Origin of the sequence: Corynebacterium endometrii, from assembly GCF_004795735.1 — a bacterium.
GTDB lineage: Bacteria > Actinomycetota > Actinomycetes > Mycobacteriales > Mycobacteriaceae > Corynebacterium > Corynebacterium endometrii.
On sequence record NZ_CP039247.1, the window covers coordinates 2,255,886 to 2,274,896 of the forward strand.

The 19,011-nt window shown below is 63.5% G+C and carries 14 protein-coding genes; 7 read left to right on the forward strand and 7 right to left on the reverse strand.

Going from position 1 to position 19,011, the window contains the following annotated elements; all coding sequences use genetic code 11:
• The first annotated feature begins 10 nt into the window (after nt 1–10).
• Genes CENDO_RS10190 through CENDO_RS10200 form a run of 3 tightly spaced genes read left to right on the forward strand, consistent with a single transcriptional unit; the run spans nt 11 to nt 3,781 of the window.
• Nucleotides 11–1,093, forward strand: a complete 1,083-nt coding sequence (locus CENDO_RS10190) for an ABC transporter permease (protein ID WP_136141914.1) — start codon at nt 11–13, stop codon at nt 1,091–1,093.
• Nucleotides 1,094–1,095: 2 nt separating this feature from the next.
• On the forward strand, nt 1,096–2,112 hold the full coding sequence (locus tag CENDO_RS10195) for an ABC transporter permease (protein ID WP_136141915.1): 1,017 nt from the start codon (nt 1,096–1,098) through the stop codon (nt 2,110–2,112).
• Entirely contained in the window at nt 2,105–3,781 is a 1,677-nt protein-coding gene (locus tag CENDO_RS10200; RefSeq protein WP_136141916.1) for a dipeptide ABC transporter ATP-binding protein, read from the forward strand. The genes CENDO_RS10195 and CENDO_RS10200 overlap by 8 nt, the downstream gene beginning before the upstream one ends.
• A 143-nt stretch (nt 3,782–3,924) precedes the next feature.
• Here CENDO_RS10200 and CENDO_RS10205 read toward each other — a convergent pair whose 3' ends face one another.
• Entirely contained in the window at nt 3,925–4,731 is an 807-nt protein-coding gene (locus CENDO_RS10205) for a carbon-nitrogen hydrolase family protein (RefSeq protein WP_136141917.1), read from the reverse strand.
• A 98-nt stretch (nt 4,732–4,829) separates the two neighbouring features.
• Here CENDO_RS10205 and CENDO_RS10210 point away from each other — a divergent pair, with 98 nt between their 5' ends.
• Together CENDO_RS10210 and CENDO_RS10215 are read left to right on the forward strand one after the other, a co-directional pair.
• Nucleotides 4,830–5,102, forward strand: coding sequence for a hypothetical protein (locus CENDO_RS10210; RefSeq protein WP_136141918.1), 273 nt, complete (start codon nt 4,830–4,832; stop codon nt 5,100–5,102).
• Entirely contained in the window at nt 5,099–6,289 is a 1,191-nt protein-coding gene (locus CENDO_RS10215) for an alpha/beta hydrolase (protein WP_136141919.1), read from the forward strand. The genes CENDO_RS10210 and CENDO_RS10215 overlap by 4 nt, the downstream gene beginning before the upstream one ends.
• A gap of 12 nt (nt 6,290–6,301) precedes the next feature.
• Here CENDO_RS10215 and exaC read toward each other — a convergent pair whose 3' ends face one another.
• The 5 genes from exaC to dnaK all read right to left on the reverse strand — a co-directional run bounded on the left by exaC (nt 6,302) and on the right by dnaK (nt 12,539).
• Nucleotides 6,302–7,822: an acetaldehyde dehydrogenase ExaC gene (gene exaC / locus CENDO_RS10220; RefSeq protein WP_136141920.1), complete on the reverse strand. Its 1,521-nt coding sequence runs from the start codon at nt 7,820–7,822 to the stop codon at nt 6,302–6,304.
• A 333-nt stretch (nt 7,823–8,155) separates the two neighbouring features.
• Nucleotides 8,156–8,596: a heat shock protein transcriptional repressor HspR gene (locus CENDO_RS10225; RefSeq protein WP_136141921.1), complete on the reverse strand. Its 441-nt coding sequence runs from the start codon at nt 8,594–8,596 to the stop codon at nt 8,156–8,158.
• Nucleotides 8,597–8,607: 11 nt separating this feature from the next.
• On the reverse strand, nt 8,608–9,801 hold the full coding sequence (gene dnaJ, locus CENDO_RS10230; protein WP_136141922.1) for a molecular chaperone DnaJ: 1,194 nt from the start codon (nt 9,799–9,801) through the stop codon (nt 8,608–8,610).
• A 104-nt stretch (nt 9,802–9,905) separates the two neighbouring features.
• Nucleotides 9,906–10,670, reverse strand: a complete 765-nt coding sequence (gene grpE, locus CENDO_RS10235) for a nucleotide exchange factor GrpE (RefSeq protein WP_136141923.1) — start codon at nt 10,668–10,670, stop codon at nt 9,906–9,908.
• Between the two features lie 3 nt (nt 10,671–10,673).
• A complete protein-coding gene (gene dnaK / locus CENDO_RS10240; protein ID WP_136141924.1) occupies nt 10,674–12,539 on the reverse strand; it encodes a molecular chaperone DnaK in 1,866 nt (621 codons plus the stop codon).
• Nucleotides 12,540–13,339: 800 nt separating this feature from the next.
• Here dnaK and CENDO_RS10245 point away from each other — a divergent pair.
• Together CENDO_RS10245 and CENDO_RS10250 are read left to right on the forward strand one after the other, a co-directional pair.
• Nucleotides 13,340–16,792, forward strand: a complete 3,453-nt coding sequence (locus tag CENDO_RS10245; RefSeq protein WP_136141925.1) for a bifunctional proline dehydrogenase/L-glutamate gamma-semialdehyde dehydrogenase — start codon at nt 13,340–13,342, stop codon at nt 16,790–16,792.
• 74 nt (nt 16,793–16,866) lie between these two features.
• Nucleotides 16,867–18,297 carry an AI-2E family transporter gene (locus tag CENDO_RS10250; protein WP_425456183.1) on the forward strand — a complete coding sequence of 477 codons (1,431 nt, stop codon included), beginning with the start codon at nt 16,867–16,869 and terminating at the stop codon, nt 18,295–18,297.
• Between the two features lie 145 nt (nt 18,298–18,442).
• On the opposite strand, the gene CENDO_RS10255 is transcribed toward CENDO_RS10250, so the two are convergent.
• Nucleotides 18,443–19,009, reverse strand: a complete 567-nt coding sequence (locus CENDO_RS10255; protein WP_136141926.1) for a nucleosidase — start codon at nt 19,007–19,009, stop codon at nt 18,443–18,445.
• Between the last annotated feature and the right edge of the window lie 2 nt (nt 19,010–19,011).

Consider the following 19,011-nt stretch of genomic DNA (forward strand, 5'->3'; position numbering starts at 1 on the left):
GATTTAAGGCATGACTATCGCAACCAGTTCGACGGTTGCGGAGGACAAGCTCGAAACGGATAAGAAACGAAACAGCGGATTCGCTCGTTACGTCCTTATCCGTTTCTTGCTGATCTTCCCAACGATCTTCATTTTGGTCTCCACCGTGTTTTTCCTCATGCGCACGACCGGCGACCCCATCACGGCCGCGCTCGGCGGGCGCCTGGGCCCGGAGGAGCTGGCCCAGCGCGTGGCGGAGGCGGGCTACGACAGGCCGTTAATCGTCCAATACTTCGAGTACCTCGGCGGCGTGCTGCGCGGTGATTTTGGCACCACGTTTACGGACGGCCGCCCGGTGGTGGAGATCCTGAAGGTATACGGCGCGGCCACGGCCGAGCTCGTGTTTTACGGCATGGTCGTGGCGCTGATCATCGGTGTGCCGCTGGGCATGGTGGCGGCCTACTTCCGCGACCGCTGGCCGGATGGCATCCTGCGCATCTTCGCCATCCTCGGCTATGCCACCCCGGTGTTCTTCGTGGGCCTGCTGCTCAAGCTGGTCTTCTCCGTCCAGCTGGGCTGGCTGCCAATTGCCGGGCGCGTGTCCACCGCCGGCGAAGCCACCCTCAATTCGATTACCAACCCCACCCCCTTCTACCTGTTAGACGCGCTGCGCCTGGGCGATGTGGCGCTGATCAAGGACGTCGCCTCTCACGCTGTGCTGCCGGCCGTGGCGCTGGGCCTGCTCACCGGCGGCGTGTTCCTGCGCCTGGTGCGCACCAACCTGATCGGCACCCTGGAGCGCCAGTACGTGGAGTCCGCGCGCTCCCGCGGCGTGAAGGAACGGCGCCTGGTGACCACGCATGCGCTGCGCCCCGCGCTCATCCCGGTCATCACCGTGATGGGCATGCAGATTGCGCTGTCCCTGGGCGGCGCGGTGCTCACCGAGACGACCTTCGAGTGGAAGGGCCTGGGATTCATCCTGGTCAACTACATGGAGGCGCGAGACTACGTGGCGGTCCAGGGCATCGTGATGCTCATGGCCGTTATCGTCGCGGTGACAAACTTCATCGTGGACATTGTGGCCGCGCTCATCGACCCGCGAGTGAGGTACTAATCATGACCAATGCACTAACGCCTTCCTCGGGAACCGCGCGGTGGAAGCGCCTGCCGATTATCAAGGACGTCATCCGCTCCGCCGGGCTGCAGCGCGCGATGCTCATCACCGGCCTGATTCTGACGGCCGCGCTGCTGCTCACCGCGCTCTTCGCGCCGCTCATCGCGCCATACACGTGGGAGCAAACGGGCGACGAATCCGGCAGCTTCGGTACCCAGCAGCCGCCATCCGCGGAGCATATCTGGGGCACCACGGTCTCCGGTTTCGACGTCTTTAGCCGAGTGGTGTGGGGCACCCGCACCGCGGTGGCCGTGATGATCGCCGCCGTCATCGCGTCCATGATTCTGGGAGTGATCCTGGGCCTTGTATCCGGCTACATCGGCGGCTGGCTGGACCGCATCATGGTCATGATCGCGGACGCCATCTACGCGTTCCCGTCCCTGCTGCTGGCCATCGTGATGTCTATCGCGCTCACCGGCGGCCAATCCTCGGCCATCGGCGGCATCGCGGCCGCGGCGCTGTCCATCACCGTGGTATTCATCCCGCAGTACTTCCGCGTCATCCGCGCGGAGACCGTGCGGCTCAAGGCCGAGCCGTTCGTGGAATCCGCGCTCGTGGTGGGCGCGTCCCACTGGCGGGTCATGGGCGTACACATCTTCAAAAACGCCACCCGCACGCTGCCGCTCATCTTCACCCTTAACGCATCGGAGGCCATCCTCACGCTCGCGGGCCTGGGCTTTATTGGCTTTGGCATCGAGCCAACCTCCGCCGCTGAATGGGGCTATGACCTCAACCGCTCCATCTCGGACGTGACCTCCGGGATCTGGTGGACGGCCATCTTCCCGGGACTAGCCATCGTGCTTTCCGTCCTTGGCGTGACCCTAGTGGGCGAGTCCCTCAACGACCTTAATGATCCACGCCTGCGCATCCGCCGCAAGGCCAAGAAGGGCGAGCGTTTCCAGCAAGCGGCGCTTAACCGCATTGATACGGTCACCACCCAGGAGGCGAACAATGTCTAAGGAAGCAGCTAACCCGCGCGTGCGCATTGACAACCTCAACGTGGGCTTCGACACGGATAATGGATTCGTGCACGCCGTGCGCGGGGTCAACCTTGAGGTCCAGCCGGGCGAGATTGTCGCGCTGGTCGGCGAATCCGGATCCGGCAAGACCGTAACCGCGCGCAGCGTGTTGGGCTTGGTGGGGGACACGGCGGCGTCGGAAGGAGTGGTGCTCGTGGAGGGCAACGACGTGGTCTCCATGAACGCCTCGCAGCTGCGCGCCATGCGCGGCAACGACGTGTCCATGGTCTTTCAGGAACCGTCCTCCTCCATGAACCCCGTGTTCCCCATCTGGTGGCAGATGGCCGAGGGGCTCAAGGCGCACGACCCAAAGATTAAGAAGAAGGAAATCAAGGCCCGCTGCGTCAAGGCGCTGCGCGCCGTGGGCATTCCGGATCCAGAAAAGCGCATCAACCGCTTCCCACACGAGTTCTCCGGCGGCCAGAAACAGCGCATCATGATCGCCATGGCGCTGGAACTGGGCGCGAAGACCATCGTCGCGGACGAGCCCACCACCGCGCTCGATGTGACCGTGCAAGCCGAGATCCTGCAGCTGCTGCGCAACCTGCGCGACGAATACGGCACCTCCATTATCATCATCACGCACAACATGGGCGTGGTGGCCGATCTGGCCGATACCGTGGCCGTGATGTACCAGGGGCAGATCATCGAAAAGGCCCCCGCGCGCGAACTGTTTGCCCACCCGCGGCAGGACTACACCAAGAAGCTACTGGCCGCGGTGCCGCACCTGGGTGAAAAGTCCCTGACCAAGGGGTTTAGTGACGCGGACTTTGCCGAGTTGGAATCCCGCGAGGTCATCGTCGAGGCGCGCGGGCTGGAGATCACCTACCCAGGCCGCCTGGGGGCGCCCGCGTTCCGCGCGGTCAAGGGCGTGGATTTCACCATCCGCAAGGGCGAGGTCTACGGACTTGTGGGCGAATCCGGCTCCGGCAAGACCACGATCGGCCGGGCCATGGTGGGCCTGGAGGAGACCACCGGCGGCTCTCTAACCGTGCTGGGAACGGAGCTCAACGGCGTAAAAGCCGCGGACCTGCAGGCCCTGCGCAAGCGCGTGGGCTTCGTCTTCCAGGACCCGGCCACCTCCTTCAACCCGTATTTCACGATTGAACAGTGCATCGCCGAACCGCTGGTAATCAACCGGCCGGAGGTCTCCGCGGCGGACCGGCTCAGGCGCGTGGAGGAATTGCTCGAGGCGGTGGAGCTGCCGAAGAGTTACGCCTCGCGCTTCCCGCACGAGCTCTCCGGCGGCCAGCGCCAGCGCGTGTCCTTGGCGCGCGCCTTGGTGCTCGACCCCGAGCTGCTCATTGCCGACGAACCAACCTCCGCGCTGGACGTCTCCGTCCAGGCGGTGGTCCTGGACCTCTTCCAGCAGCTGCAGGCCGAGCTGGGATTCGCCGCGCTATTTATCAGCCACGATCTCGCCGTGATCGACATGGTCAGCCACCAGGTGGGCGTGCTCTACCACGGCGACCTGGTGGAATCCGGCTATGGTTCGCAGGTCATGAGCGCACCGCAGCAGGCCTACACCAAGAAGCTGGTGGCCTCCCTACCCGTGCCCGACCCCGCGGAACAGGCCAAGCGCCGGGAGCAACTCGCGGCGTTGCTCTAGGCGGCCTTCGGCAGCAGTGCCTTAAAGGCGCCGCACAACGGCTGGAATCCGCGAAAACGGCCCGGAGCCCGAGGCGTGAAAGTTATATGCCCTTCGCCCCGGGCTCCGGCCCGTTTTACTTCCCCGTGCTGGTGCGCCGAGCGCTACTTGAGCACGGGCAGGGATTTGCGGGTTGTGGCCACAACCTCTGGGTCGATATCGGCATAGATAATGTCATCGTCGTAGCCGGCTTCCACGAGGCGCTCGCCGTTGGGCGCCACGATGACCGAATGCCCCAGGCCTGTGGGCCCGGAGGGCTTTCCCCCCTCGGCCGCACCACCGGGACGGGACTGGCCGGCGCAGGCGATGTACGTGGTGGAATCCAACGCACGCGTAGCGGATAGCAGGCGCCACTGCGGGAGCTTGTCCGGGCCATCCGCCCAGCTGGTGGGCACAACGATTACGTCCGCACCCCGGCGCGCCAGCTCTTTAAACTGTTCGGGGAAGCGGATGTCATAACAGATGGCCACGCCCACGGTGACCTCCCCAACCCGGAAGGTCACCAGATCCTTGCCCGGGTTGACCGTGTCAGACTCCTTGTAATCAAACGCGTCATAGGTGTGGATCTTGTCGTAACCCTTATGCACGCCTGGGCCGGTAATCAACGCGGTGTTAAAGACCCGGTTGATGACCTTGCCGTCACGCTCCACCGAATCCGACGGGCGGAACATGCCCGCAACCACATACACCCCCAGTTCCTCTGCGAGCTCGTGGAGGGCGGTGGCAAAGGGCCCGTCAAGCTCCTGGGCCTGGGTATCGAGGCGGCCGGAGGCGAAGGCCTGGGAGGTGGCCTCGGGCAGCACGACGAGCGAGGCGCCCTTCCCCGCCGCCTCTCGGATGCGTGCCTGCGCCAAGGCCAGGTTCTGTTCAATGTCTGGGCCTGAGGTTATCTGGACTGCTGCAAGTTTCATGGGCCCAGAATAAGGAACTTTGGCAAAGTTATCCACAGATTTATCCGCCGTGGACGGTTTTCCTTGACGCGGCGCGTAAATGATTTGACGATGTGGGCATGACCAGAAACGAAACGCTTATCATCAATGATCAATCCTTAGACGGCGCCCGGCGGATGCTGGGCTGGCCCACGCTGCGCTGCGAGCGCCCGGAGATGCCGGATAGCCACACGGCCAGGGCCCTGCGGGAGGCCTTGGCGCGCGTCGATGCGTCCATTAGCGGCCCGGAAAATTCTAGCGAGCACCAATCATCACAGCTACACCACTTCTTCACGGAGGCCTTCGGCCTGGATACCCACCTGGGTGAGCGCTTTAATGGGGTGAATCCATGAATCAGGAACTGGGCCAGGCTATGCGCGCGGGCGGGGCGATGCTGGCCGCTACGGCCGCCGGCGTCGATGCGCGGCGCGCCGAGCGACTGCGGGGGATCGAGGCCATTGCTAGCAGCGGGGCGCGCGGCGGGGCGGTGACCGTGGCGCTGGGCAACTTGGGCGCGTACGCGGACCAGCTCGCCCAGCCCAGCGAAACCCTGCGCGCGGTGGCGCAGACGCTATCCCAATACGGCCTGCTGCGCCAGCGGGTAGACGATCTTCTCCGGCTGGCGAGGCAGTTCCATTCCAAGGAGGCGTTGCGCGGGCCTGTCTTAATACTGACCGCGATTGGCCAGGTCATTGATTTCATGTGCGCCCGGGAAATCGATGCCTTATGCACCCCGGCGCTGGGCGATCCCCCGGCACGGCTGGAGGACTTTGAGGGTATGACCACTGCGGCCATCCACCAACTGCACATGCTCACCGCCGCCCCGGAAGTGGTGGCGCTGATGGAACGCAACCCCGATGCACGCATCCTTGAGGCCTCCGAAGGCAGGCTGGTCGCAGTGGTCGCCCCGCCGGGAGTGGAGGCGGACTCCGCGTTGACGCGGCCGGCCAGCGTAACCACGTTCGTCAACGGCGTGGGCTCCTCCGACCCGGCGGGCTGGAACGGCTCGTTGGAACGCGCCCGAACGATGGCCGCGGCCACCGGCGGGCCGGTGGTGGCATGGATGGGATACAACGCTCCCCCTACCCTTGCCCATGGCGTGGCCTCAGGCCCGGCCGCCGCGGCGGGGAAAGAACTTGGGCGCTTCCAACGCTCGCTGACCCGGCGTTACCCCTCTGCCCGGCACGTCGTGGTGGGGTACTCCTACGGCTCCCTGGTAGCGGGGAAGGCCGCCTCGCGAGGTGGCCTGCGCGCGGATGAATTAGTCCTCGTGGGGAGCCCGGGAGTTGGAGTGGATAACGCGTCTGAACTCGACGTTCGGGGCCCCGGCGGGCCGGGCCGGGTCCATGCGGTCACCGCGTTAGATGATCCCATTGCGTTGACCACGTCCACGGTGGACGGGCTCCACGGGGCGGACCCGGCGGGCTTGGGCTTCAAAGCGAAACCGTGGCCCACCCGCCTGCGCGGGGACCACGGTTCTTACTTCACCAACCCGGAGTTCCTAAGCCACCTGGGTGACTTGGCCCGGGGCCGGGGTTGAAGCCTAAGGGGCCTAGAACAGGCCGGCCTGCTCGTTGGAGTAGGACACCAGCATGTTCTTGGTCTCCTGGTAATGGCTCAGCATCATCAGGTGATTCTCGCGGCCGATGCCTGACTCCTTGTAGCCGCCGAACGCCGCGTGGGCAGGGTAATCATGGTAGTGGTTCACCCACACGCGGCCGGCCTGAATCTCGCGGCCCGCGCGGTAGCAGATGTTTTGCTGGCGGGACCAGACGCCGGCGCCCAGGCCGAAATTGGTGTCATTCGCAATCTGGATCGCCTCCTCAAAGTCCTTGAAAGTGGTCACGGACAGGACCGGGCCAAAGATCTCCTCGCGGAAGATCTTCATATCATTGGTGCCCTTGAAGACGGTCGGCTCGATGTAGTAGCCGCCCTCGAGGCCCTCGATCTTGTTGACGTGGCCGCCGGTAAGGACCTCGGCACCCTCCTTGGGGCCCAGCTCCAGGTACTCAGAGATCTTGTCCATCTGCTCCTGGGAGGCCTGGGCGCCCATCATGGTCTCGGTGTCCAGCGGATGGCCAATCTTGATCTTCTTCACACGCTCGATAGCCATCTCGATGAACTTGTCCGCGATGTCCTCATGCACCAGCGCGCGGGATGGGCAGGTGCACACCTCACCCTGGTTGAGGGCGAACATCACGAACCCCTCAACGCACTTCTGCAGGTACTCATCATCCTCATCCATGATGTCCTTGAAGAAGATGGACGGGGACTTACCGCCCAGCTCCAGGGTGACGGGGATGACCTTGTCAGCGGCGGCCTTGTTGATGATCTTGCCCACCGGGGTGGAACCGGTAAACGCAATCTTGGCGATCCGATCGGAGCCGGACAGCGCAGCGCCCGCCTCCTCGCCCAGGCCGTTGACGATGTTGAGCACGCCCGCGGGGATGAGGTCACCGATAATTTCCATCAGCAGCAGAATGGACGCTGGCGTCTGCTCCGCCGGCTTGAGGACAATGCAGTTGCCGGCGGCCAGCGCCGGCGCAATCTTCCACGCGGCCATGAGCAATGGGAAGTTCCAAGGAATAATCTGCCCCACCACGCCCAGCGGCTCGTGGAAGTGGTACGCCACGGTGTCATGGTCAATCTGGGACAGGGAGCCTTCCTGGGCGCGGATAGCACCGGCAAAATAACGGAAGTGATCCACTGCGAGCGGGATATCCGCGGCGAGGGTCTCACGCACAGCCTTGCCGTTCTCCCAGGTCTCAGCCACGGCGATCTTCTCGAGGTTCTCCTCGATGCGGTCCGCAATCCGGTGGAGGATAAGTGCGCGCTCGGCCGGGGAGGTGCGGGACCACTCTGGGAAGGCCTTCTCCGCCGCGTCGATGGCAGCATTGATGTCCGCCTCTGTACCGCGGGCGACCTGGCAGAATACCTCGCCGGTGACCGGGGTGATGTTATCGAGGTACTCCCCGCCCGCCGGCGGCACCCACTCGCCGCCGATGTAGTTGTCATAGCGCTCGCGATAATCAACAATCGCGCCTTCGGTGTTGGGGTTCGCGTACAAGGTCATATCAAGGCCCTTTCTCCGGCTCGGTCGTGACATGCAACCGCCCAGCAAGGCTGTTAGGTCACATATTCTTAATTCAGTGACGCATGCCACGCCACAATCTTTGACCATAGTAATTAGTTTTGCGGGCTCGCGCTAGAAAACTATTTGAGGCCCATCGCGCCGAACGTCAGGGGGCTGGCAACGGGGAATTCCTTACAGTTAGACGGGAATTTCCTGCGGGGATAGCTAAATTCGGGCGGCCAGGTAAAAGCGGTGGGCGCGGGATACTTAGATACGACAAACGCCCCAAGCCAGCGCTATAAATTGCCGGCTAGGGGCGTTAAACCGCTAGGACTACTGTTCGCGGCGGCCGCGCCGCGGTTTCCACATCACCACGGAGGTAGATCGCGGTACGTGGACCAGCTCGCCGCCTCGGGCGCGCTGGTCGCGTTGTTGCTGCCGGACCTTTTCCGCCCGGAGCTGGGCGACCTCCTCGACCAGGGCGTCGCGCTCGGCCTCGAGCGCGTCAACCTGATCCGTCAGCTCGATGATTGCTTTGATGCCGGCCAGGTTCACGCCCTCATCCTGGGAAAGGGCCTGAATCTTGCGCAGCATGGAGATGTCCCGGTCAGAGTAGCGGCGGCCGCCACCCTGGGTGCGCATGGGGGAAACAAGCCCCATCCGGTCATACGTGCGCAGCGTCTGCGCGTGCATCCCGGACAGCTCAGCGGCCACGGAAATCACGTACATCGTGGAAGACGGTTCCCCATGGTGTTGGCTATTTCGCTTGCTCATATGCTCACCTCCTAACTGGATGCGTTACCGGCCCAGCCCGCGCGTGGGTTAAATCCGGAATCCTTTTCCGCCTGCGCGTACGAACGCAGCGCGGAGGAAGCCGCGGCATCCAGGTTCTTTGGCACCGTCACCTGGACCGTGACCAACAGGTCGCCGGCGGTGCCACCCCGCTTGGGCACACCGCGGCCGCGCACGCGCAACGTGCGCCCGTCAGGGGTGCCCGCGGGGACCTTGACGCGGACGGGATTATCTAGGGTAGGAACAGTGATGGTATCCCCCAGTGCCAGCTCGGCAAAGGAGACCGGGACGGTCACCAGCAGGTCATCGCCTTCGCGGTCGAAGACCGGGTCGGCCTTGACGGAAACCTTGACGAAAAGATCGCCGGACGGGGTCCCGTTCGGACCGGCCTCGCCCTGGCCGGCGAGGCGCACCTTCTGGCCATCGATCACGCCCGCGGGGATGCGCACCGTAATGGAGCGGGTGCGGTGAACGGTACCGCGGCCGGAGCAGGACTTGCACGGGTTCGGGATGGTGCTGCCGGTCCCGCCGCACGTGGTGCACGGCGCGGAGAACCCAAACGCGCCGCGGTTTTCGCTAGTAAAACCTGTGCCGTTGCAATCCTTGCAGCTTTGGGTCTTACCGGTTTCCGAGCCGGAACCATGGCAATCAGTGCACGGCGCCTGGCCGGATAGCTGAATCGGGATGGTTGTTCCCTTGGCCGCTTCGCGGAAATCTAGTTCGATTTCCGTTTCCACGTCCGCCCCCCGCGACGGCTTAGCTGTGTGGCCAGCACTACCGCCGCGGTTGAAAACGCCGCCGAAGATATCCCCAAAACCACCGCCCGCAGACGGTCCTCCAGATCGTTGTCCGAAGAGGTCTGAGAGGTCGAAGTCCTGCGCCCCGCCCGACGAGCGAAACCCGCCGGGAAATCCGGCGCCTCCTCCCCGGCCGAAGATGCCTCCGCCTGCGACCATGGATTTGAAGTCATCATATTCCTTGCGCTCGGCTGGATCGCCGACCACGTCGTAAGCTTCCGCCGCGCGCTTAAAACGCTCTTCTGCAGCGGCATCACCAGGGTTTTTATCGGGGTGATTTTCACGCGCAAGCTTGCGGTACGCGCGCTTGATGTCTTCCTGGGACGCTGACTTAGAAACCCCAAGGTCAGCGTAGTAATCCTTATCCGCCCATTCTGGCTTAGCGCTCACAGGTCATCCCTCCTTTCCGAGGAAGAGTAATTGTCGAAATATTGGTTTTAGTCTTATGAAAAATGGCGCCGGGTAAAGCAGTGCTACCGGGCGCCATCGAGAAATTATTCGGCCTGAGCCTCGTCCCCCTGTGGGCTATCACCCTCAGGGGCGGAACCGTCTGCCGGGGCGGGCGTTGGTGCGTCGGCGATGATTACCATCGCGGTGCGCACTACGCGCTCGCCCACGCGGTAGCCGCGGCGAAGGACGGTGCCCAACACCTGCTCACCGCCGGAGGAAAGGTCCTGCACGGCCTCATGGATCTCCGGGTCAAACGCCTCGCCCTCTTCACCAAAAGGCTTGAGCCCTTCTGCGTCGAGCGCGGCGGCGAGCTTGTCGGAGATTGCCTTGAGCGGCCCTTCGTTCAGATCGCCGTGCTGGCGAGCCAAATCAAGATCGTCAAGAATTGGGAGGAACTTGCCCAGCACGGAGGCCTTTGCGCCGTCAATGACGCCCTGGCGCTCGCGCTCGGTGCGGCGTCGGTAGTTAGCGTATTCGGCGCCTAGGCGCTGAAGGTCCTCCGTACGCTCCGCGAGCAGCGCCTCGGTTGCATCCACTTCGCCGTCACCATCGCGGTCCGGCTCGGCTTCAGCGTCCGCGGCTACTGCGTCATCCGCGGCTTCCTTCTCGGCGAGCTCCTCGTCGATATCGGCGAGGGCTTCTTCCAAGTCGGCGTCAAGGGTTGGGTCAAGATCGTCGGCCGAAGCCTCAGGCCGCTGCGCCGCCTGGGCCTCCTCTGCCGCCGCTTCAGCACGGTCAGCCGAGGTAGCCTCTGGGTCGGTGTGCTCCGGGTCGCCTGGGTTATCTGGCATTCCGTTGTGCTGAGTCATCTTTTACTTCTCATCCTTGTTCTCGTTAGCGGAATCGGCGTCGGCGTCTTCATCGACAACCTCTGCGTCCACCACGTTTGGATCCTGGGAGCCCTGGGCTGCAGCTGCATCCGCGGCGCCAGCCTCAGCGGCCTGAGCCTCGTAGATTTCCTTGCCCATATCCTGGGATACGGTGGACAGCTTTTCTACTGCGGACTTGATTGCCTCGATGTCATCACCCTTGAGGGCCTCGTCAACGGCGTCGGCAGCTTCGGTGACCTTGGTCTTGGTGTCTTCAGAAACCTTGTCGCCGTTCTCATCGAGGAACTTGCGGGTCTGGTAAGCGGTGGTCTCCGCGGTGTTGCGGGTCTCCTGCTCCTCACGACGCTTCTTGTCCTCTTCGGCATGCTGCTCGGCGTCCTTGACCATGCGGTCAATTTCTTCCTGGGACAGGCCGGAACCGTCCTGAATCTTGATGGTGTTTTCCTTGCCGGTGCCCTTGTCCTTAGCGGTTACGTGGACAATGCCGTTGGCGTCAATGTCGAAGGTGACCTCAATCTGAGGAACGCCGCGTGGGGCTGGGGCAATGCCGCCCAGCTCGAAGGAGCCCAGCAGCTTGTTGGCGGAGGCAATCTCACGCTCGCCCTGGAAGACCTGGATCTGCACGGAAGGCTGGTTATCCTCGGCGGTGGTGAAGGTCTCAGACTTCTTCGCAGGGATGGTGGTGTTGCGCTCAATCAGCTTGGTCATAACGCCACCCTTGGTCTCAATGCCCAGGGACAGTGGGGTCACGTCCAGCAGCAGGACGTCCTTAACCTCGCCGCGCAGAACGCCGGCCTGCAACGCCGCGCCTACCGCAACTACCTCATCAGGGTTAACGCCCTTGTTTGGCTCGCGGCCGGTCAGCTCCTTGACCAGCTCGGACACGGCCGGCATACGGGTGGAACCACCAACCAGAACAACGTGGTCAACCTCGCCGACGGACATGCCGGCATCCTTGATGACCTGGTTGAACGGCTCCTTGGTGCGGTCCAGCAGGTCCTGGGTGATGCGCTGGAACTCGGTGCGGGAGAGGGTCTCATCCAAGAACAGTGGGTTCTTCTCGGAGTCAACGGTGATGTAAGGCAGGTTGATGTTTGCCTGCTGGGAAGCGGACAGCTCAATCTTTGCCTTCTCGGCGGCCTCACGCAGGCGCTGCAGGGCCATCTTGTCCTTGGTCAGGTCGATGCCGTTAGCGGACTTGAACTTGTCTACCAGCCAGTCAACGATGCGCTGATCCCAGTCGTCACCACCGAGCTGGTTGTCACCGGCGGTTGCCACGACCTCTACAACGCCGTCACCAATCTCCAGCAGGGAGACGTCAAAGGTGCCGCCGCCAAGGTCGAATACCAGGATGGTCTGCTCCTGCTCGCCCTTTTCCAGGCCGTAGGCCAGCGCCGCCGCGGTTGGCTCGTTAACGATACGCAGGACGTTCAGGCCCGCGATCTGGCCGGCTTCCTTGGTTGCCTGGCGCTGGGAGTCCTCGAAGTAAGCAGGAACGGTAATGACCGCATCGGTAACCTCATCGCCCAGGTAAGCTTCAGCGTCACGCTTCAGCTTCATCAGGGTACGAGCGGAGATTTCCTGTGGGGTGTACTTCTTGTCATCAATGTCGATGGTCCAGTCAGTACCAATGTGGCGCTTGACGGAACGGATGGTGCGGTCAACGTTGGTGACAGCCTGGTTCTTGGCGGACTGGCCAACGAGAATCTCACCATTCTTCGCGAATGCCACCACGGAAGGGGTAGTGCGGGAGCCCTCAGAGTTGGCGATAACGGTTGGCTCGCCGCCCTCGAGAACGGAAATAGCGGAGTTAGTAGTACCGAGGTCAATACCTACTGCGCGTCCCATAATGATGTCTCCTTGTGAAAAGTTGGATTTTGTTGAATTTCTTGGAAGTTGATTTATGGTGACTCAACTTCTGCCGAGTACGGATGCCACTCTAACAGAAGTCCACGCGGGCTTGCCATCAAACCTGAGCGGCGGTCACTCAACTCTTATAACGGCGCCGTGGGCAAAGTTGTTCCCGCTTCGCTCAACTTTTCACCCCACACTGTATAAAATGCCAGGTCAAAGCGCTAAAAAAATTATTTAAAAAGTTGCACCGAGCCGGCTTTTACCCTCTTTGCGCCCTCCGTAGACATCCGCGAGCGCCGGCGTCGATTCGCGGACGGCAAGTTTACGAAAACAGTTTTGCGGAGGGGCTTCTCCAACTGCCCACTTGCGGCTACAATCGGAGAGACCTTCACCACCTTGACGTTTCAATGTGCGGACAGACACAAACCCCGGCGGACATGCCACAGGCCAAGCCTTAGGTCGGGAATCTCGATGATGGTTGGATTCGGTTAGTAGGAAAGGGCGGTGAGCCCATGAATAGCGAGTTGGCGCGCAAGCGCAAGGAGGGCGACCGCCCGCCCGTCGGTCGGCACGCCTGAGGCGCACTCACGCCTCCGCGCAAGCCGATCGAGGCCTACGCCCCGCTTGCGCAGTGTTACATCGCCATGCCCGCGCCCCTTCCCCTTTTAATTCTTGTGATTCGTCGCGGCATGCACCGGCCCAATTTTGCACGCAGGGTTGTCATTTTCCATCCCCGGGAAATCCCCCGGATGCTTTAAACCCCTAATGCACCGACCTTGAAAAGAGGTTTTGCTATGTCTTCCCAGGCTTCCAATCACCCATCCGCATCCACCCCCGTACCCGAATCCCCCGACGTTGAGGCCGTCATTGAGGCCGCCGTTGAGCGCGCCAAGAACTGGCTCGCCGCCTCCGAGGGCGAAAGCGATAAGGCCACGGAGCAGCTCGCGGATCTGCTGCGCGATAAAGACGGGGTGAAGTTCACCATGGACTTCGTGGACCGCGTGATGCGCCCAGAGGACAACAGGGTTGCCGCGGAGGCGCTCAACGCCATCAATCGGAAATTCGACCCGGCCTTCCTGGGCAAGATCAACGGCCTGATGATCGGCGCGGGCGCATTCTTTGGCCCCATCCTGCCCAACCTGGTGATGCCCATCGCCCGCCTGCGCATGCGTCAAATGGTGGGCCACTTAGTCCTCGACGCAGAGTCCGACGCCTTGAATGCCACGCTGGACAGGGCCGCCGAATCCGGCGAGCAGCTCAACCTGAACCTGCTGGGCGAGGCCGTCTTGGGCGAGGAGGAGGCCACCTCCCGCGCAAACCGCACCCTTTCGCTCATCAAGAATCCCCGCGTTACCTACGTGTCCGTGAAGGCCTCCTCCATGGTGGCGCAGCTCAACGAATGGGACATTGAGGGCTCGCTGATCCGCCTGAAGGAACGCCTGCGCCCGCTCTACGACGAGGCGGTATCCCGCACCCCGCACGTCTTCATCAACCTGGACATGGAGGAATACCACGATCTACACCTGACCATCCGCCTGTTCAAGGAGCTCCTCTCCGAGGAGAAGTACAAGAAACTCGAGGCCGGCATTGTGCTGCAGGCCTACCTGCCGGACACGTTCGACGCGCTGGTGGAGCTGGCCGAGTTCGCCAAGCAGCGCGTGGCCGGGGGCGGCGCCAAGGTGAAGATTCGCCTGGTCAAGGGCGCCAACCTTTCCATGGAGCACGTGCAGTCCGAACTCCACGGCTGGGCCGCGGCGCCGTACACCACCAAGGAGGAGGTGGATGCCAACTACTTCCGGCTGCTGGATTACATCCTGCGCCCCGAGTTTGCCGATTCCGTGCGCATCGGCGTGGCCTCCCATAACTTGTACACCGCGGCCCTGGCCTATGAGCTGGGCGCAAGGCGCGGGGTGACGGACATGATGGACTCTGAGATGCTCCAGGGCATGTCTCCCGCTCAGCAGGCCGCCGTCCGCGAAGTATTTGGGGGACGCCAAATTTTGTATACCCCAGTGGTCCATGCCGAGGACTTCGATGTGGCCGTGTCCTACCTGGTGCGCCGCCTCGAGGAGAACTCAGCACCACAGAACTTCCTATACGCCCTCTTTGCCCCGGGCGAGGAGCCGCTCGCGGACCAGGAGCAGCGCTTCCGCACCGCCGTCCGCGAACGCTGGAGCACTTTCGCCGGCGCCCGGCGCACCCAAAACTGCATCGAGGAGCGGGGTGGCGGCCGCCAGGCACCGCGTCTGGGCCGCTTCACCAACGAGCCGGACACCGACCCGGCGCTCGAGGCTAACCGCGAGTGGGCGCTAGAGGTGCTGGCCACCGATCCGGGCGAACACGGCATCGAGGAAATCACCGAGATTGATGCGGTCAACGCCTCCATCGCCTCCGCCTTAGCTCAGGCCGATGAGTGGGCGGCGCGTTCCGGCGAGGAGCGGGCGGCCGTCCTTGAGACCATCGGGGACAAGCTCGCCGACGCGCGCGGCCGCCTCATCCAGGTCATGGCCTATGAGGCCAACAAGACCATCACGCAGTCCGACCCGGAAGTCTCCGAGGCCATCGACTTTGCCGCCTACTACGCGCAATCCGCCCGCGCGCTCGACGAGGCCCGCAGCATCTTCACCCCCAACCGCTTAACCGTCGTGACCCCGCCGTGGAACTTCCCGGTGGCCATCCCCGCGGGCGGCGTGCTGGCCGCACTGGCTGCCGGTTCCTCCATCATCATCAAGCCCGCACCGCAGGTGGTCCACTGCGCCAAGGCGCTGATGGAGGCCGTGCATGCCGCGTTCGACGAGCATGGCGTCTCCCGCGACCTGGCCCAGCTGGTACTCACCGATGAGGGTGACGCCGGCAAGGCACTTATTTCTTCCCCGGAGGTTGATTCCGTAATCCTTACCGGCGCCTCGGAGACCGGTCAGCTCTTCCGCTCCTGGCGCCCAGATATGAGCCTGATGGCGGAGACCTCCGGCAAGAATGCGCTGATCATCACCCCGGCGGCGGATCCCGATCTGGCTATCGCGGATTTGTATAACTCCGCGTTTGGCCACTCCGGCCAGAAGTGCTCCGCTTCGTCATTGGTCATCCTGGTGGGCGCCGCCGGCTCGTCCGAGCGCCTGCGCAACCAGCTCCTAGACGCCGTGCGGACCCTGAAACCCGGGCCGGGCTATGACATCACCACCACCATGAACGGCCTGGCGGAGCCGCCGAGCGAGAAGCTGCTGCGCGGCCTCACCCAGCTCGAGCCGGGTGAGGAGTGGCTCATCAAGCCGGAAAAGCTCAACGAGGAGGGCACCCTGTGGTCCCCAGGCATCCGCGATAACGTCAAGCCGGGTTCCTGGTTCCACCTCAACGAGTGCTTCGGCCCGGTCCTGGGCATCATGCACGCCGAGACCTTGGAGGAGGCCATCGAGTGGCAAAACTCCACCGGCTACGGCCTGACCGGCGGCATCCACTCCCTCGACGATGAGGAAATCGCTTACTGGATTGACAACGTTGAGGTGGGCAACGCCTACGTCAACCGCGGCATTACCGGCGCGATTGTCCAGCGGCAGTCCTTCGGCGGCTGGAAGAAATCGGTGATTGGTTCCGGCGCCAAGGCCGGCGGCCCCAACTACGTGGCGCAATTTGGCGCGTGGACTGACCGCCCCCTGCGCCCGGTGGACGTGGACATCAGCGCCGCGGCCAAGTCCGTGCTGGACGCGGCGGAGAACCACATCTCCCACGAGGACCTGGTATGGCTGTGGCGCGCGGCCGAGTTAGACCAGAAGGCGTGGCAGGATGAGTTTGGCCGCACCCATGACCGCTCCGGCCTGAGGTGCGAGGCCAACATCTTCCGCTACCGCACGCTGCTGCAGCCCCTGTTTATCCGCATCACCCAGGGCTACAGCCTCCGCGAGGTATTCCGCCTCCTGTTGGCGCAGGCCATCACCGGCACCGCGGTGACCCTGAGCGCGCCCGCAGACATCGCGGCGCGGCTTAACGAGGCGGGCATCCCGGCCCTGTCCCAGGACGCGTCTGCGGCGGCGGCGGACATCGCCCGCAATCAATCCTCGCGCGTCCGCGCGGTTGGGGAGGTTGAGCCGGAGCTCTACCCGGCCGCGGTGGAGTCCAACTCCGTTATTCTTGACGGTCCCGTCCTCGCCGACGGCCGCCGCGAGCTGCTCCCCTTCCTCCTGGAGCAGGCGGTGTCCGTTACCATGCACCGTTTCGGCATCATCCGCGAGGTCGGCGGAATCCAGCGCTAATCCTGCCCGCCCCAAAGATAACCAGCGGCTCATAGGTTCACATATTTCCCAATCCATGGCAGTATTGGGAAATTGTGAACACTGAAAAAGATGAAGACTTAAACGCGGCGGGCCTCCCGTCCGCGTCAGAGGACTCCCTCAAGGACAAGCTCGACCGGAAAAAGGACGAGACTGCCGAGGAAAAGAGGGAACGCAAGGATGAGGAGCGCGGCGCTCCGCTAGACCCGCGCAAGGATTCGCCGTTGGCGAGTGCCGATGAGCGCGGCGTCGGACGCAATGCTGCGGCAGACCTGGAGCATGAGGACAAGGGCCATGTGATCAAGCATGACTTCAAGGCCGTGACCTCCGTGTCGTGGCGTTTCATCCTCATCGCGGCCGCGCTAGCGATCGCCTTTTTCCTGCTGCGCTTCGTGTGGGTCGGCCTCCTGCCGGTGCTCCTGGCGTTGCTGCTGACCACGGTCCTTTTCCCCGTCGCGGCTAAGCTGCGCACCTGGAAGTTCCCGCCGGCGCTCGCCTCCGCGACGGTGCTGGTGGGCTCCTTCGCGATTATCATCGGCATATTCTCCGCCATCGCGCCCACCGTCCGTGACCAGTCCAAGCAGCTGGCCTCCCAGGCCCAGAGCGGCATCAACGAGGTGGTAAAGCTCATCCAGGATTCCGGGCTCAACGTGGACGCCGAGCGCGTTCAGACCGTCATTAACGATGTGACGGAGTGGGTCAAGGGCCAGGCTTCCAACATCGCTACGGGCGTGATGAGCGGTCTCAACATCGCCTCCTCCATAGCGCTGGCCCTGGCGATTACCCTCGTGGTCACCTTCTTCATGCTCAAGGACGGCGATACGTTCTTGCCATGGATGCGCAAGTACACGGGCCCGTCCGTGGGTTGGCATGCAACCGAGCTCTTTAGCCGCATCTGGAAGACCCTGGCCGGCTTCATCCAGGCCCAGGCTATTGTCTCCTTCGTCGATGCCGTGCTCATTGGCGCGGGCCTGCTCATCCTGGGCGTGCCGCTGGCCTTCGTGCTGGCTATCATCACGTTCTTCGCCGGCTTCATCCCGATTGTTGGCGCGATTTCCGCGGGCGTCCTGTCCGTTATCATCGCGCTGGTCTCCAACGGCCTGACCAACGCGCTGCTGGTGCTGGCGCTCATCCTCATTGTCCAGCAGATCGAGGGCAACGTGCTCTCCCCATTGCTGCAGTCCAAGGCGATGGGCCTTCACGCGGCGATTGTGCTGCTGTCCGTGACCGTGGGCTCCACCCTGGCCGGCATTGTGGGCGCGTTCCTCGCCGTGCCGGTGGCCGCGACCATCGCCGTGGTCCTGCGCTACCACGCAGAGACCGTATCCGTCCGCTCCGGCGAGATCCGGCCGGACGAGTTAGAGCTGGCCACGTCAGGTTCAGACGATCCGGATTCCCCGCGCACCCAGGTCAAGCTGGTGTTTGAGGATCTCTACCGCAGCCATCAGCGTAGCGACTCCCGCCGCGCGACCCACGGCGCTTTCTAAGGTTCTCAGCCCCGTGCGCGCGGCGCATTAAAGCCGCGTATGACGCCTCCCAGGCCCCCTGCCCCGCGATGTGCGCGGCCGCAGGGGGCCTGCCGCTGTTTTCATGCCCGGCTGATAAGACACCAAGGCGTAACCGGGCCGGGGGCTAGATAAAGCCCAGTTCCTCTACGGCCGCCGCCAATTCGCGCGCCCCGCGGTCCACCACGCCGGCCCATTGGCCGACGGACGTCTCATTGGCCGGATCGGAGACCTGCTTGAGCAAGGTCACCGGCACGCCGAAGCGTTGGCATGCGGCCGCCACCGCGTAGCCCTCCATGTCACACAGGCCGCTGGCCTGCGCCAAGCGCTCACGGGTTGCCGAATCGGAGACAAACATATCCCCGGTGGCAAGGCCCTGGACCGGGAACCGGCCAGAGGTTTCTAACTCTAAGAACTCGGGAAGCAAGTAGCGGCGAATGTCGGAGAGCACCTCGAGATGAAAATCGTGCTTGGTGACGCGGTCGATTTCAAAGACGCCGTCCAGGCCGTCGCGCAGAGCGCCGCAGGTGCCGATATTGACCACTCGTTCCGGCAGCCGCTCCGCCCGCGCAAGCGCCTCGGTGACGGCCAGGGCGGCCGGCAGCGTGCCGATTCCGGTGATTAGGACATTGGCCTCATCGGGCAGGTGTGCGGCCTCGCCGTCAACGGCGGCAACAAAAAGTATTGAGCTCATGG